A 15,616-nucleotide genomic window follows, 5' to 3' on the forward strand; every position below is an offset into this window, starting at 1 on the left:
TAAATCTCAACAAAGTTCATGAAATTTTTTCTTGATTAAGTATGTTAAATCTGATATCCTATATAGTGCACCTCGTTTTATTATTTTTATTTTTTGGTCAGGGGGTAATTGTTGTGTCGAAGGAAGAACTGTTGGAGCAATTGAAATCGAAAATAAATAGACTTACCTGGGATCAATGGTTTACCTCTGCCAAGATTCTCGATATACAGGGAGATAGGGTAATAATAGGAATGGGAAATCTTTTTATAAAAGATTTCGTAGCAAAGAAATATGGTAATCTTGTGTCGGATACGCTTTCTGAAATTCTTTCTAAAAAAGTAAAGGTTGAATTTACATTTATACCAGCTGACCAAAATAAGAATAAACCAGCTGGAAAATTAATCAAGGAAAGACCTTTAAAATTATCCGACTTTAATCCTGAATATACATTTGAAAATTTTGTTGTTGGAGAATCTAACAGAGTGGCATATTATTCTGCGTTAGAGGTAGCGAATAATCCAGGGAAATACAATCCATTGTTTATATATGGCGATGTTGCCTTAGGAAAAACGCATTTATTACATGCTATTGGTAATAAAGTTATGGAAACATCTCCAAATTTAAAGGTTATGTATGTAACAGCAGAAGAGTTTATGAATGATATGATGCGTTCTTTAAGAGAAGAACAGATGGATGATTTTAGAGAACGTTATAGAAAAAAGGTTGATATCTTATTAATTGATGATGTTCAATTTTTAATAGGAAAGGACATGGCTCAGGGAGAACTCTTCCATACATTTAATACATTATTTAATCTCGGAAAACAAATTATTATCTGTTCTGATAGAACGCCTGAAGAATTGGCAACCTTTCATCCAAGGTTAATAAGTAGATTTGAAATGGGATTGGTTGTTAATGTAAATGAGCCTGATAAAAAAACAAAGTTAAGAATTGCTAAGAAAATGGCAGAGATGAGTTCTTTATATATTTCCGATGATGTTGTTACATATTTGGTAGATAACATAGATAATAATTTAAGAAAATTAAGAGGTTTAATTTTAAATCTCTTTTTCCATAGCAAGGTTACTGGGGAGCCTATAAATGTTGAAACTGTGAAGAAATTGTATAGCTCATTAAAAAGACATAAGAAAATTGCTATGGAAAATAAAGAGAGTTTGGCTGTATTAAAGAAAAATCTTATTTTGGAGTCTGTATTAAAAGAATATAATCTTACAAGAGATCAATTGTTTAGCACTACCAGAAAAAAGGAAATATCTGAAGCGCGTCAGGTTTTAACCTTTTTATTAAAAAATTATGGAAAGATGAAAGTAAAGGAAATTTCGTCTTTTGTTGGTAAGAATCATTCCACTGTAAGTCAGGCTATAAAGAAAATAGAAAAGGAATTAACTACAGGGAATCTTGTCTTAAAAAGAAGAATTGATGATATAAGAAGAGTTTTTGAAGAAGCAGAAAAGATTCATGATCAAACAGCAAGTTAAACTGTACCCTTATATTTCAGGGTACAGTTTTTTATTTATTATAAAGAAATAAAAAATTTTGTAATTTCTTCTCTTTTATAATGACAATAAGGTTTTTTCCCTGTTTTTTCATAATAGTCCTGATGGTAATCTTCAGCAGGATAAAATTCTTTCGCCTGTTCTATTTTTGTAGCTACATCATATTTTGACTGTAAAATAGATATAATTTTTTCAGCCAATTCCCTTTGTTCATCTTCGGTGTAAAATATAACACTTCTATATTGTGTCCCGATGTCAGGTCCTTGCCTATTTATTTCAGTGAAATCATGTATTTCAAAAAAATATTTTAATAATTCTTCTGTTGAGATAATTTCATTATCATATATAACTTTTACAGTTTCTGCATGTCCTGTTCTTCCTGTACATACTTCTTCATATGTGGGATTTTCTGTTTTTCCACCCATATATCCAACCTCAGTATCCATTACACCATCTAATTTTTTAAATAAATCTTCTACTCCCCAAAAGCAACCAGCAGCAAGATAAATTGTTTTTTTCATATTTTCACCTCCAGAAAATGTATATATATTATTTTACCATAAAATTAGGAAAACAAACAACTTTTTTATATTATAATAATCTGATATAATATAAATAACAACAATGAATTTGTTAAGGGAGGGAAGAAAGATGAAATGCGGAAGAGAGGTTTTAAAATCGAATTGGAAGAATCTTGAAGTGGATTTGCCAGATAGAAAAAAGGGAATTAAAAATCCTCCATATATAAAACCATATCCTCAGGATACGGAATTAATAAATTTACCAGACATAAAAGGCTTTAAACCGATAAATAATGATTTCATTTCTTTATTGTTTAATAGGCAGAGTCGCAGAAGATATAAAGATAAACCTATTAGTTTGGAAGAATTATCCTATATGTTGTTTTATACGCAAGGTGTAAAAAAAGTGGTAAAGGATAAAGTAACCTTTAGAACTGTTCCATCTGCAGGAGCTACACATCCTCTTGAAACATATATTGTTGTGTTTAATGTTAAAGGATTAGAAAAAGGAATTTATAGATATATACCAACAGAACATAAATTGCTTCCAATAAAATCTGGAAACTTAAGAGAAGAGATTATAGAAGCTACATTAGGCCAAAGGTTTATAGGAGAGAGTGCTGTTGTATTTGTTTGGAGTGCAATCCCTTATAGAACAGAATGGAAGTACAAAAATGAGGCTCATAAGACAATTTCTATTGATGCAGGACATGTATGTCAAAATTTATATTTACTTGCTGAATCAATAAATTGTGGGACATGTGCAGTTGCTGCGTATGATCAGGATTTAATGGATAAATTAATTGAAGTAGATGGTAAAGATGAGTTTGTGGTTTATCTTGCACCAATAGGTAAAATTTAATAAAAATAGCAGCCTGAAACGGCTGCTATTTTACTATTACATTTATTTTTTCTTTAAAGAAGTCTTTATCTTCTTTGGTAAATACATTGGTTGGATATAAATAGATATAAGTCCATACTGTATCAATAGGGTCTATAACCATTTTTTTATCAGTCCCATTTATATAATTCACAATTTCTTTTAAAGCAGAAATTGACTCTTTATCGTCAGTATTAACTTTGAATTTCCATGTTTCAATTTTTTCACCTTTTACTTCAAGCACTTCAAGTTCAAATTTTTCCATTTGCATTCCTCCTTGGAAAGATTTCATTTTTAATTTTTTGAGAGTAATAATGTGCTAATCTTGTTGGTTCAGGGAGTTTATACCTTGTAGAAAATTTTAAAGCAAAATATCTGGCTTCATCTATTGTAATGAAATTCCCCGGTGAAACAAAAACAGGTTTTGTTTTTTCACGCGTTCTAATAACACAGCCAATTTTTTTGTCTTTTTTATCATAAATATATGAATAATCACCTTTATTATTTCCAGGTTCATCAAAGTTACCATATAATTTTGATTTTGCTATACCAATAGTCGGAATTTCTATAAAAAATGAAGCGTGAGTAGCAATTCCCATTTTTCTTGGGTGAGCAATTCCATGACCGTCAAAAAAAACAATATCAGGTCTTATAGTGACTTTTTTCCATGCGTTTAAAAAGACAGGTAATTCTCTAAAAGCCAATAATCCAGGTATATATGGAAATTCAATTTCCTGATAATGATATTTTACTTCTAACTCATTGAAATTTTTATCTATTATTACTATAATTGCCAATCCAAATTCTTTATAAAACGAAAGATCGACTCCTGCAACCACATTAACTTCCTTTGACAAAGGAATTAGTGAAATTTGATTTATTAAAGATTTTTGTATATTTATGCACTTTTTATAATCTAAATCTATAAAATCATGAATATGATTATAATCCAATTTATTCACCACACTCAATTAATACAACACAATAAGCTTCTATACCTTCATTTTTGCCGCCGATTCCAAGCGAATTTCCTGATTTTCCTTTTATATTAACTTGGGAAGGTGAAATTCTCATTAATTTTGATAAAAGCTCTTTCATTTCCGTTTTATATTTGTTTATCTTTACATAAGAAGTAACAACGGTGGTATCTATATTGATTATTTTGATATTTGAAAGTTTTTCCATAGTTTTTTTTAATAGAATTTTGCTGTCTATATTTTTATATTCTTCAGTTTCAGGGAAAAGCTCTCCTATATTTTCATATCCACATGCACCAAGTAATGCATCAATTATAGAATGAATAAGGACATCCCCATCGGAATGCCCTTTTAATCCTAAATCAGAATTTATCTCAATGCCGCCAAGATATAATTTTTTGCCTTTTTCAAAAGGATGTACATCATATCCAAAACCAACTCTGAACATTATTGTAACCTCACTGGCATAACTATATACATGTATGAATCATCGCCAACAGGTTTTATCATTGTTTGTGAGCTTTCACTTGTAATATTAAATTCAACCTCAGCGGTTGCAATATGGTCAATAGCCTCTCTTAGATATTTTGGAGAATAAGCTATTAATATATCTTCACCTTCTTTATCAACTTCTAATTCTTCAACAGCAAGACCTACATCAGGTGATTTCGCTGATAATTCCATAATACTATCTTTTATTTCTATTTTTACCTGATCATTTTTTGCAGCAATTGAAACTCTTTTTAAAACATTAAGGAATAAATCTGTTGACGCAATAACTTTTGTTTTAAATGCCTGAGGAATTATATTTATATAATCCGGGAAAGGTGCATCAACGACATTTAAGATTATTTCTACCTTATCGTCTTCTAGGAATATTAGAACCCTGGAACCATCAAAGAAAAGTTCTATGTTTTCGGTTTTTGAGCTCTTTAAAACATTTACGAGTTCTTCCATACTTTTTAGAGATAATAAAAATGATGGTGGCATATTTACTGTATCTAATGAAAGTTCAGCAAGTGCTAATCTATAACCATCTGCAGCAACAAGAGTTAAATAACCACCTTCTCTAAAGTCCCAATAAACACCATTTAAATTTTTTGAAATATTTTCAGAGCTTTTTAATGCACAAAAAATAACCTTTTCAATCATAGCTAATAATTTAGTTTTTTCAAATGTAAATATTCCTTCTTCAACTTTATTTGGTACTATTTCCGGAAAATCTTCAGGATCCATTGTTGGAACTACAAATTCAGATTTTCCAGCAATAATTTTAATGTTTTTTCCTTCAATATAGATATTAATATTTTCATAATTTAAATTTCTTATAATATCTACAAAGTTTGTAGCATCAACTACAAATTCAGGTTTTAAAGAAGTTGAATCAGTCTTTATTTCTTCAGGGGAAAATAATGTGTTGTTTTCTTCTTCGGTTTCAATAACTTCAAAATTTTCATTTTCAACAGCATCAGCTGAAACGCTTTCTTCTCCGAATAATTCATTGTCTATTTTTTCAACCTCTTCAAATAATATGTTACTTAAAACACCATGAAAAGAAGTTTGTAAATCTGTTGCGTAAAGGTGTAAATTGTTATCCTTAACAGAAAACTTAAATCCAGATAATACAGGGTTTGTTGTTTTTTTAGCCACAGCTTTTGATGCCATATCCATAAGGTTTAAGAGCTTGTTTCTTGTAACTTCTAGCTTATAAATCATTTTTATTCCTCCTCAATCTATTTTATTTGATTATTTCATATAAAAATATTTATATATTCTATTTTACAATAAATCTTCATTAAAAATCAAGTAATATATAGTATAATATATATGAGGATGTGAAATTGTGAGATTTTTAAAGATCATAACTATTGTTTTTTCTATAATTATTTCATTATCAATGGTATATGATAAATTTAACGATGAAATTAATTATAATAAAATATTTTCAGATATTGAAAAATATAAAGCAACACATAAAATTAAAGGAGGAAGAAAGATGAAAGATAGACCTGTAATACTTGGTCATAGAGGATATAGGAGTAAATATCCAGAAAACACAATTTTAGCTTATTTAAAAGCTATAGAATATGGTGGAGATGGTGTGGAGCTTGATGTTCACCTTTCTTCAGATAATGTTTTAATAATTCATCATGATGATAACTTTGAAAAGATCACAGGTGATAAAAGAAAAATTAGAGAAATGACTTCGAAAGAAATAATGAAAATAAAAATAGACGGAGAGCCAGTTCCTACGCTTGAAGAGGTTTTTGTAAAATTACCAGAATATGCATATATTAATGTTGAAATAAAAGATCCAGATGCCTCTGAGCTTGCATATAATGTTGTTAAAAGTTTTAATGCGTTTGATAGAGTTCTATTTTCTTCATTTGAAATTGAAAGTTTGAGACGTTTAAGAAATCTTGATAAAGATATAGATCTTGGACTATTAATTGAAGATAAAGAGAGAATAGAAAAAATAATGGACTTACACAAAGAGCTTAATTTTTATTCTTTAAACCTTCCAGTTGAAGGAATTGAAATGTTGGGGTTAGATAATTTTAAAACATTAATATCAAAATATTCTGAGATTGGGTTGCATATTGTAATATGGACATTAAATGATATTAAAACATTAGAAAATTTAGATGGTTATATAGATGCTGTAATTACAGATGATATTGAAAAAATAGTGAATTATTATAAATGATTTTTATAGAAAAATCTATGGGTTATTACATGATGGGGGGGATAATATGCCTGAATTTGCAAATCCATTTTCTGGATTAAAAAAGGATAAGAAATTATCTCATGAAGAATTGGTAAGGGCTATTAGATTCATGGTTGCGGCTGAATATGAAGCAGTTCAAATGTATATGCAGCTTGCAGAATCTATAGATAACAAATTGGCAAAAGAAGTTCTTATTGATATTGCCAATGAAGAAAGAGTACACGCAGGAGAATTTTTAAGGTTATTGAAAGAACTTGCACCTGATGAAGAAAAGTATTATGAAGAGGGTGCCAAAGAGGTTGAAGAGGAAATTGAAAAGTTAAAAGAATAATAAAATGGCTAATCTCGTCTGAGATTAGCCATTTTTATATGAAAAATATATGGTATAATATGTACTGTATATGGAAAATGGGAGGTGTTGGTATGAAAAGAAGATTATATTTTATTCTGGCATTATTTATTATAGTAATTACATTTAATTCATGTGGAGCTACGAATAGTGGTATATTTGCTCAACCTGATATGGAAAAGAATACTTCATATCATGATTTTAAAGGATTTGGAATTATTGATTACAAAACTTTTCCTCATGAAGCACAGGCAAAACTTGCAGCTCTTGAGGCTGCAAGGCAGGATGCATATACAAAAGCAGTGGAATATGTTTATGGGACATATATTGATTCCAGTACAACTGTAAAAGATTTCGTTATGCAAAACAAAGAAATTGAATCAAAATTATATGGTTTAATAAAAGGTGCCCAGGAAATAAATCAGGGATTTGATATGAATGAAGGAATGGCATGGGTTGTTATAAGAATATATAAAAAGGATATAGAAAATATTATTGGAAAAAGAATAAAGTACTTCTAAAAAAGGAGGAATTCTTTTGAAAATCCTGTTTTTGCATCAATTTAATAGTTACTGGGATGAAAAATTGAAAGAATTAAAAAAGGAATTCCCGGAAATAGAAATAATATTTCCTCAAAAAAATAAAGAAATATTATTAAAAAATGCTGAAGCAATAATAGGTGGATTTATAAATGAAACAGAATTAGAAATAGCAGAAAAGCTTAAAATAATTTTTGTTCCTTTTGCTGGTGTTGAACAATTACCTTTGGAAATATTAAAAGAAAAGAATATTATTGTTTCAAATGCTCATGGGAATGGGAAATATGTCGCTGAAAGAGCTGTAGCCTTAGCTTTAGCTCTTCTTGGAAAAGTTATTCCATTTCATGAAGATTTAAAAAATGGAGTATGGCATGGTTTTACAGTTGGAGAATCGATTTTTGAATCATGGCACTCAATTCAAGGAATGAAAATAGGAATACTTGGATTTGGAGAAATTGGTAAAAATATAGCCAGGTTTTTAAAACCTTTTGATACTGAAATTCATATATTAAAAAACAAAAAGATTGATTATATTCCAGAAAATGTTGATAAAGTTTATTATGATGTTGATGAAATAATTGAACAAAGCGAAATGTTGTTTTTAACTCTTCCGTTAACTGAAAAAACATTTAATATTTTGAGCAAGGAACGGATTATGAAAATGAAAGATAAGTATATAATAAATATTGGAAGAGGGAAATTAATTGATGAAGAAGGGTTATATTTATCTCTTAAAGAAGGAATTTTAAAAGGTGTAGCTTTGGATGTATGGTTTAATTATCCAACAAAAGAAAATAAAAATGTGTATCCTTCAAAATATCCTATATGGGAATTTGATAATGTTGTTTTATCTCCGCATGTAGGTGGCTATTCATTTCATGCAACAACAGCAGGTATAGATTATACTATTGAAAGTATTAAATCATATTTGAAAACAGGAAAACCATTGTCAATAGTTGATTATGAACATAAATATTAAGCTAATTGTGAGGTGATATTTTATTAAAGAGTTTATTAATATACCGGATGACATAGAAATTATAGAACTTTTCGGTACTTATAATAATAGGGTAAAATATTTAAAGAACAAATTTGATGTTGAGATTAGCTATTTAAATAATCGAATTGTTATAGTAGGAAATAAAAAAAACAATATTGAAAGGGTAAAAAGCATTTTAAAGGAAATAATAGATATAACCTCAAATGGACATTTGCTTGATTGGACAGAATTTCAATATATAACTTCATTATATGAAAATAATAAAAATACAATTCAAAAAAATGAATCTAAATCATATAAAAGTGTTGTAAATACTACAGTAAGTGGAATGAGAGTTCAGGCAAAAACACACGGACAGTCGTTATATATAAACACAATGAAAAAAAATGATATAGTCTTTTGTATAGGACCAGCCGGAACGGGGAAAACATATCTTGCAGTAGCTATGGCGGTTGAATTTTTAAAAACAGGTCAAATACAGAGAATTATATTAACAAGACCTGCAGTTGAAGCAGGTGAAAAATTAGGTTTTTTGCCAGGAACGTTATACGAAAAAGTTGATCCTTATTTAAGGCCGCTTTATGATTCGTTAATGGATTTTATGCCAGCAGATAGAATAGTTGAATATAAAGAAAAAGGAATTATAGAAGTGGTACCATTGGCATATATGAGAGGAAGAACTTTGAATAATGCATATATTATTCTTGATGAAGCGCAGAATACTACATATTATCAAATGAAAATGTTTTTGACCAGGATAGGATTTAATTCAAAAGCTGTTATTACAGGAGATATTACACAAATAGATCTTGAAAACAAAAAGGATTCAGGACTTTTAGCTGTTCAAAAAATATTAAAAAATATAAATGGGATTTCATTTATAGAATTAACTGAAAATGATGTTGTTAGAAATCCATTGGTTAAAGAAATTATAAAAGCCTATGATAATTTTGAGAAAATCAAGGTGAAGAAAAATGAAAAAATTTAATAAGTTAAAAATAGTGATAATAGTACTTAATTTTTCAATATTATCTATATTTTCTGAAATATTTTTATGGAAAAATGTATCCATAGAATTTTTGTATAATTCCCTTTTGATACTTATCCCTTTCTGGTTTGGGATAATAGAGTTTTTTATGAATAAAAATAAAAAATTCAAATTACATCCTAAAAATTATTGGGCAACATTTTTAACTGTACTTGATATAGGTATAGTGTTAAATATAATAGCTTTAAAATATTATTCGGATCCGGCAATTTCACCTGTTTTTGTTACTGTAATGATAACCTTGATGATGGATTTTTATATGGGATTATTAATATCTTTAGGTTTTTCTTTTTATTTTGCACTTTTACTTGGTTCATCGTTTAAGTTATTTATTATTCTATTTATTACAGGGAATGTAGCAGCATATTTTAGCAAAAATCTTTATTCGAGGGTAAGGATTATAATTCCCGCTTTTTCGGCTATAATAGTCCAGATCATTTCTTATCTGTTATATTATCAATTTGACTATGAGGCTATTCCTGTAATAAGTTTTTCTAATTTTATACAAATGTTATTAATTCTTGGAGTGTTGCCATATCTTGAATATATAACAAGAATATATTCCGATATTGGATTGTTGGAATTGGGGAATTTGAATCATCCATTATTAAGAAAATTATCATTTAATGCGTCAGGAACATATTATCATAGTTTGATTATTGCAAATCTTGTTGAAAGTGCTTCTGAATCGATAAATGCAAATCCTGTTTTGTTAAGAGTTGGATCATATTTTCACGATATAGGTAAATCTTTAAGACCATTGTTTTTTACCGAAAATCAAAAAGGTATAAACCCGCATGATAAAATAAATCCGAAACTTAGTGCTATTATCTTGAATAAACATGTTACAGATGGAATTGAACTGGCAAGAAAATATAGATTACCTATACTCATTGAAGATTTAATAGCACAACATCACGGAACAAGAATAAAAAGATATTTCTTCCATAAGAATCTTGAACAGGAATTGAGTATTCCAGCAGAGGAGTTCAGATATCCAGGACCAATTCCACAATTTAAAGAATCTGCTATTTTAATGATTGCGGATAATATAGAAGCAATTACAAGAAGCATGAAAGAGTTAAATAAAAAGACTTTATCGGAAAGGTTTGATAAACTGATACAGGACCTCTTTTTTGAAGGGCAACTTGATGATTGCGGTTTAACCTTGTCTGAAATAAACAAAATAAAGGACTCAATGATAGAAACAATACTGAATATGAATCATTCCAGAATTAGTTATCCGGAAATTCCGCAGGAATTATTGAAGGAAGGGAATAAAAATGAAAATTAATGTAATTAACAATCAAGATTTAAAAAAAATTGATGAAAAAAAAGTTGAAGAAGTGTCAAAATATGTATTATTAAAGGAAATAGGCGAAGGAGATTATGAATTAAATATAGTAATTACAGATAATAATGAAATTGCTAAGTATAATGAAGAATATAGAAACAAGAAAGGACCAACAGATGTATTATCCTTTGAATATGGATTAGATGAAGAAATAATTGGAGATATAATGATATCTGTTGAAAGGATTGAAGAACAGGCTCCAGACTTTAATAATACCTTTGAAGAAGAATTTTTTTATATTTTAGTTCATGGAATATTGCACATATGTGGATATGATCATATAAATGAAGAAGATAAAAAAATAATGTTTCCAAAACAGGATAAATATTTTCAAGAGTTGAAAGAAAAAGGAATTATCTAATTGAAAAATTTTTCATACTTATGCAACTGAAAGATTTTAGTTAATAATTCCCCATATTCCTTCTTTAAAATAGCGTTTTTTAAAATAATCAGGTTGTTTATAATCATTAGAATTGTTATAATAAAGACGATTTTAAAACAAAATTTATTAAAGGAGGAGTCAAAATGTCAGTGATTAGACCATTTAAAGGTTTAAGACCTGTAGAAAATATGGTAGAGGAATTTTCCTGTCCCCCATATGATGTTTTAGAAGAAGAAGAAGTAAAAGAAATAGTTTCAAAACATCCAAACAGTTTTTTAAGAGTTACAAGGGCAGAAGTAGAATTCAATGAAGATATAGATCCACACAGTGAAGTTGTGTATAAAAAAGCAAAAGAAAATCTTGATAAATTTAAAGAAACAGGAGTTTTAATGGAAGAAGAAAAACCTGCATTATATTTATACAGAGAAACATGGCAGGGGCATTCTCAAACAGGAATTTTTGCAACATTTTCTGTTGATGAATATCAAAAAGGTTTAATTAAAAAGCATGAATTAACAAGACAGGATAAAGAAGACGATAGAACAAAGCACATAATGATTTTAGAAGCACAAACAGGTCCAGTATTCCTTACATTTAAATCAAAAGAAGAAATAAAGGATTTAATAAACAAAGGGATTGAAGCAGCAAGAAAAATATATGACTTTACAGATGAAAAGGAAGTTCATCATGAATTATGGGTATTAACAGATGAAGAATTAATAGAAAAATTACAAAAAGCATTTGAAAGCGTTGAAGCATTATATATTGCTGATGGTCATCACAGAGCAGCTGCAGCTTCAAGAACAAAGGAAATATTAAAATCAAAAAATCCTGCGCATACAGGAAATGAAGAATACAACTTCTTTATGGCTGTTGTATTCCCGCATGACGAATTAAAAATCCTTGATTATAATAGAGTAGTTAAAGATTTGAACGGATTAAATGACGAAGAATTTATGAAAAAAGTAGAAGAAAAATTCGAAATTTCAGAAGCACCAGAATCACCATATAAACCAAAATCAAGACACGAATTTGGAATGTATATTAATAAAAAATGGTATGTATTAAAAGCAAAACCAGAAATAGTTAATGAAAATGATCCTGTGGAACAGTTAGATGTTTATATTCTTCAAAATTATTTATTAGATCCAATACTTGGAATTGAAAATCCAAGAAAAGATCCAAGAATTCACTTCCTTGGTGGAATTAGAGGAGTAAAAGCTTTAGAAGATTGGATTGACGGTAAAAATTGGAAAATTGCATTCTCCATGTATCCAACATCAATAGAAGAATTAATGGCTGTTGCTGATGATAATAAAACAATGCCACCCAAATCAACATGGTTTGAACCAAAACTAAGATCAGGATTATTAATTCACGAAATATAATAAAAAAAACGGGCAATTCGTTATGAATTGCCCGTTTTTTTGTTCAATAAATTAAAGAAAGTTGCAAACCAGAAAAATACTAAAAGGAAATAAATAATAAATCCAAAATAATCTATAAATTTAAATTTAAATATTAATGATATTGTATGAGTTGCTGTTATGTAAGCCCCAGTAGGGAAGATAAAAGCAAACCAGGATAAAGTAAAAGGTATCTTCATTTTTTTAGAATAATATATAGTTAAAGAAATAGCCATTAGCAACCACCAGATACCGTAACCCCACAATAAAAATGAAAATCCATAAAAAACATCTTTTGAAATAATAAAATTAGATGCTTTTGTTAGTTTAATTAACGCTGTTGTTCCAGCACCGATAGGACCAAGATTAACCCATATAGTTGGTGCCATAATATTTGGTAATGGATGATGTAAAATAAATCTGTACATTGAAATTGCAGACATTATTAAAAATAGAAAAAAACCTGTTCCCCAGCTAAAGTAATTGATAAAAATAATAAAATCATTTACCCAACCCTGAAAATGATTAATAAAAAAACTTCCTGGAATTGGAATAACAATAAAAGCAACTGGCGGAATAAAAAACGCAGGACAAATGTGATCAAGTTTTATATGGTTTTCTTTAAACATAATAAATGGAGTTATGATGCCGAATAAAATAGTAAAAAATGTACCTGCAATCCAGAATCCAAACGAAAATGAAAAAGAATTATTAAACAACATTTGTATATTTGCTGATATAACAAGCATTGCAGCACCAAAAGCTGAGAAAAAGTTGGAAACAAGCGGATGATAAAAATCTTTTAAAAAATCCTTTTTAAAAATAAAAAATTTCACAATCCATAAAGATAAAAAAATGATAAACAAGAGAATATTGAGATAGAAAAGGAAATAAGAAAACGATCTTAGAAAGGAAAAGTATTGTGAAAAAATCAAAGAAGTGATAGAAAAAATACCTGTTCCCATAATGCCAGCAAACCATGATGGTTGAAATTCTTTAGCTTTCATATAACTACCTCCTTGAAATATTAAAGATTGCAATTATTATCTAAGACAACATATTCTTTACTTCTTTCTATATCTTCAGAGTATTCGTTAAAAAGATCATGTTTTAAGTAATTAAAAAAAATGAATTTATTTGCTATTTTATCATTAATAGAATACTTTGTAAGAGTTCCCATTTTTTCTGGCATAATAATTCCAATTAGTCGCATCTTTGAAATATGCCTTGAAACAGTAGATTGAGGTAAATCAAGAATTTTAGTTAATTCACAAACGCAATGTGGCCTATAAAATAAAAGATTTAAAATACGTAAACGGGTTTTATCGGCAAGAATTTTCATTAACTCTTCTAACATTAAAACACCTCTTTCCAAATATCCGGATATCCGGATATATTATAAATTAATAATGTTAATGTAAAATGAAGGAAAAATAAAAATAAAAAATTAGGAAGGATAAATAAGATATCTAAATAATATTTTTCATTATTACCAACTTGTAAAAAAATAGAAATTTTTATTTAACAATAAATAGATATAATAAATGTGAAAAAAGTAATTTTAAAATTTGGTAAAAAATGAAAGTGTATTTTATATATAAAGTGAATAAAATCACTAAAAATAAGGAGGGAGTTACTATGGCAAATTATGAAGTAACAAAAACAATTGATGTAAGAGGAGAAGTTTGTCCGGTGCCAGATGTAGAAACAAAAAGGGCATTAAAAAAAATGAAATCAGGTGAAATTTTAGAGGTTTTAATTGATTATGCAATGTCAGTTGAAAGGATTCCGGAAACTGTGAAAAAACTAGGGCATGAAGTATTAGAGGTTAAAGAAGCTGGTAATAGCGAATGGAAAATTTATATAAAAGTGAAATAATTCCTTATAGGAGGATGATTAAAAATGGACGGATTCCTTGATATTCTTTATCAATATGAAATTTATTTTGGATTGGGAGTAGGACTTTTATTTGGTTATATTTTACAAAGAGGGCGTTTATGTTTTAACTCAGCAATTAGAGATGTTAAGTTTTTTGGTGACAATTATTTGATGAAAGCTATTTTTTTGGCAATTTCTATTAATTCACTTGTGTTTGTTGCAATGGCTCAATTTGGTTTAATACAATTACATCCGCTCGCATTTGCACCACTTGGAAATATACTTGGAGGTTTAATTTTTGGGTTTGGAATGGTTTTAGCAGGTGGATGTGCAAGTGGTGTTACATATAGAACCGGAGAAGGAATGATAAGCGCGTGGATTGCTGCATTATTTTATGCAATATTTGCATCAGCATCTAAAGCAAGCTTTTTAAAACCTTTAATTTCGTTATTAAAAGGTCCGGTATATACTGTTGAAGGTGATGGGAAATATTATGCATATGACGCTGTTGGACCAACAATTGCAACTGTTTTAAAGGTGAATCCATGGATACCAGCAATAATTTTTGCGGTAATTGTATGGTATATTCTCTGGAAAACAAAAACTACTGAAAGGCCAGATTCAGCATGGAACTGGAAATTGTTGGGTATCCTTACAGTAATTGTTTCTGCATTAGGATATTTAACAAAACAAACATATGGTCTTGGAATTACTGGTGGCTGGGTAAGTTTAATGAATTATCTTATAGGCGGTAAATATATAGGCTGGTCTGGAATGTTTATTCTTGGAATTATTTTTGGTTCTTTAGTAAGCGCATTAATTCGCAAAGAATTCAAATTTAGAGCACCAAGAGATCCAAAAGTGTTTGGACAGGTAGCTCTTGGTGGAATTTTAATGGGATTTGGAGCTGTTTTGGCAGGTGGCTGTAATATTGGACATTTCCTTACAGGATTTTCACACCTTGCTATAGGTTCTATTTTAACAACAATATTCTTTTTTCTTGGAAACTGGGCTGGTTATTACTGGCTTTATGAAAGGGATTAATTATTTTTATAAAT

General features: G+C 28.7%; 19 protein-coding genes. 12 read left to right on the plus strand and 7 right to left on the minus strand.

Features of this window, described 5'->3' with window-relative positions; all coding sequences use genetic code 11:
• Positions 1-113: 113 nt before the first annotated feature.
• Positions 114-1,478, plus strand: coding sequence for a chromosomal replication initiator protein DnaA (gene dnaA / locus XO10_RS00005; RefSeq protein WP_014295533.1), 1,365 nt, complete (start codon positions 114-116; stop codon positions 1,476-1,478).
• Positions 1,479-1,516: 38 nt separating this feature from the next.
• Here dnaA and msrA read toward each other — a convergent pair whose 3' ends face one another.
• Positions 1,517-2,017, minus strand: coding sequence for a peptide-methionine (S)-S-oxide reductase MsrA (msrA, locus tag XO10_RS00010; protein ID WP_175417928.1), 501 nt, complete (start codon positions 2,015-2,017; stop codon positions 1,517-1,519).
• A gap of 130 nt (positions 2,018-2,147) precedes the next feature.
• Between msrA and XO10_RS00015 the strand changes: the two genes are divergently transcribed.
• Positions 2,148-2,879 carry a SagB/ThcOx family dehydrogenase gene (locus XO10_RS00015; protein ID WP_175417929.1) on the plus strand — a complete coding sequence of 244 codons (732 nt, stop codon included), beginning with the start codon at positions 2,148-2,150 and terminating at the stop codon, positions 2,877-2,879.
• 25 nt (positions 2,880-2,904) lie between these two features.
• On the opposite strand, the gene XO10_RS00020 is transcribed toward XO10_RS00015, so the two are convergent.
• From XO10_RS00020 to dnaN, 4 genes are read right to left on the minus strand one after another with little or no spacing between them, the layout of a single operon-like run.
• Positions 2,905-3,162 carry a hypothetical protein gene (locus XO10_RS00020; protein WP_175420955.1) on the minus strand — a complete coding sequence of 86 codons (258 nt, stop codon included), beginning with the start codon at positions 3,160-3,162 and terminating at the stop codon, positions 2,905-2,907.
• Positions 3,149-3,850 (minus strand): endonuclease V, encoded by a 702-nt coding sequence (gene nfi, locus XO10_RS00025; RefSeq protein ID WP_041638394.1) that lies wholly within the window; start codon positions 3,848-3,850, stop codon positions 3,149-3,151. Before nfi ends, XO10_RS00020 begins: the two co-directional genes overlap by 14 nt.
• A 1-nt stretch (position 3,851) precedes the next feature.
• Positions 3,852-4,322, minus strand: a complete 471-nt coding sequence (gene ispF, locus XO10_RS00030; protein ID WP_075780025.1) for a 2-C-methyl-D-erythritol 2,4-cyclodiphosphate synthase — start codon at positions 4,320-4,322, stop codon at positions 3,852-3,854.
• Positions 4,322-5,590 (minus strand): DNA polymerase III subunit beta, encoded by a 1,269-nt coding sequence (gene dnaN, locus XO10_RS00035; protein WP_014295539.1) that lies wholly within the window; start codon positions 5,588-5,590, stop codon positions 4,322-4,324. The genes ispF and dnaN overlap by 1 nt, the downstream gene beginning before the upstream one ends.
• 127 nt (positions 5,591-5,717) lie before the next feature.
• Between dnaN and XO10_RS00040 the strand changes: the two genes are divergently transcribed.
• The 8 genes from XO10_RS00040 to XO10_RS00075 all read left to right on the plus strand — a co-directional run bounded on the left by XO10_RS00040 (position 5,718) and on the right by XO10_RS00075 (position 12,662).
• Complete coding sequence (locus XO10_RS00040) at positions 5,718-6,581, plus strand: glycerophosphodiester phosphodiesterase family protein (protein WP_083635604.1); 864 nt, start codon at positions 5,718-5,720, stop codon at positions 6,579-6,581.
• 46 nt (positions 6,582-6,627) lie between these two features.
• Positions 6,628-6,933 (plus strand): ferritin family protein, encoded by a 306-nt coding sequence (locus tag XO10_RS00045; RefSeq protein ID WP_175420956.1) that lies wholly within the window; start codon positions 6,628-6,630, stop codon positions 6,931-6,933.
• 92 nt (positions 6,934-7,025) lie between these two features.
• Positions 7,026-7,472: an LPP20 family lipoprotein gene (locus tag XO10_RS00050; protein ID WP_014295542.1), complete on the plus strand. Its 447-nt coding sequence runs from the start codon at positions 7,026-7,028 to the stop codon at positions 7,470-7,472.
• A gap of 16 nt (positions 7,473-7,488) precedes the next feature.
• The gene (locus XO10_RS00055) at positions 7,489-8,469 is read left to right on the plus strand and encodes a 2-hydroxyacid dehydrogenase (RefSeq protein WP_075780026.1); all 981 of its coding nucleotides are present in this window, start codon (positions 7,489-7,491) and stop codon (positions 8,467-8,469) included.
• A 22-nt stretch (positions 8,470-8,491) separates the two neighbouring features.
• The gene (locus XO10_RS00060) at positions 8,492-9,478 is read left to right on the plus strand and encodes a PhoH family protein (RefSeq protein WP_075780027.1); all 987 of its coding nucleotides are present in this window, start codon (positions 8,492-8,494) and stop codon (positions 9,476-9,478) included.
• Complete coding sequence (locus XO10_RS00065) at positions 9,465-10,832, plus strand: HDIG domain-containing metalloprotein (protein WP_175417931.1); 1,368 nt, start codon at positions 9,465-9,467, stop codon at positions 10,830-10,832. The genes XO10_RS00060 and XO10_RS00065 overlap by 14 nt, the downstream gene beginning before the upstream one ends.
• Complete coding sequence (gene ybeY / locus XO10_RS00070) at positions 10,822-11,253, plus strand: rRNA maturation RNase YbeY (RefSeq protein ID WP_014295546.1); 432 nt, start codon at positions 10,822-10,824, stop codon at positions 11,251-11,253. Before XO10_RS00065 ends, ybeY begins: the two co-directional genes overlap by 11 nt.
• A 164-nt stretch (positions 11,254-11,417) precedes the next feature.
• Positions 11,418-12,662, plus strand: coding sequence for a DUF1015 domain-containing protein (locus tag XO10_RS00075; RefSeq protein ID WP_175420957.1), 1,245 nt, complete (start codon positions 11,418-11,420; stop codon positions 12,660-12,662).
• Positions 12,663-12,682: 20 nt separating this feature from the next.
• Here the strand turns inward: XO10_RS00075 and tdt are convergent, their stop codons facing one another.
• Positions 12,683-13,687, minus strand: coding sequence for a tellurite-resistance/dicarboxylate transporter (gene tdt / locus XO10_RS00080; RefSeq protein WP_075780030.1), 1,005 nt, complete (start codon positions 13,685-13,687; stop codon positions 12,683-12,685).
• A gap of 20 nt (positions 13,688-13,707) precedes the next feature.
• Complete coding sequence (locus XO10_RS00085; protein ID WP_075780031.1) at positions 13,708-14,037, minus strand: helix-turn-helix transcriptional regulator; 330 nt, start codon at positions 14,035-14,037, stop codon at positions 13,708-13,710.
• 281 nt (positions 14,038-14,318) lie between these two features.
• On the opposite strand from XO10_RS00085, the gene XO10_RS00090 reads away from it, so the two are divergent.
• Both XO10_RS00090 and XO10_RS00095 read left to right on the plus strand, forming a co-directional pair.
• Positions 14,319-14,558 carry a sulfurtransferase TusA family protein gene (locus tag XO10_RS00090; RefSeq protein WP_014295550.1) on the plus strand — a complete coding sequence of 80 codons (240 nt, stop codon included), beginning with the start codon at positions 14,319-14,321 and terminating at the stop codon, positions 14,556-14,558.
• A gap of 24 nt (positions 14,559-14,582) precedes the next feature.
• Positions 14,583-15,602, plus strand: a complete 1,020-nt coding sequence (locus XO10_RS00095; RefSeq protein WP_014295551.1) for a YeeE/YedE family protein — start codon at positions 14,583-14,585, stop codon at positions 15,600-15,602.
• The last annotated feature ends 14 nt before the right edge of the window (positions 15,603-15,616 follow it).

Source organism: Marinitoga sp. 1135 (assembly GCF_013363245.1).
Classification (GTDB): Bacteria; Thermotogota; Thermotogae; order Petrotogales; family Petrotogaceae; genus Marinitoga; species Marinitoga piezophila.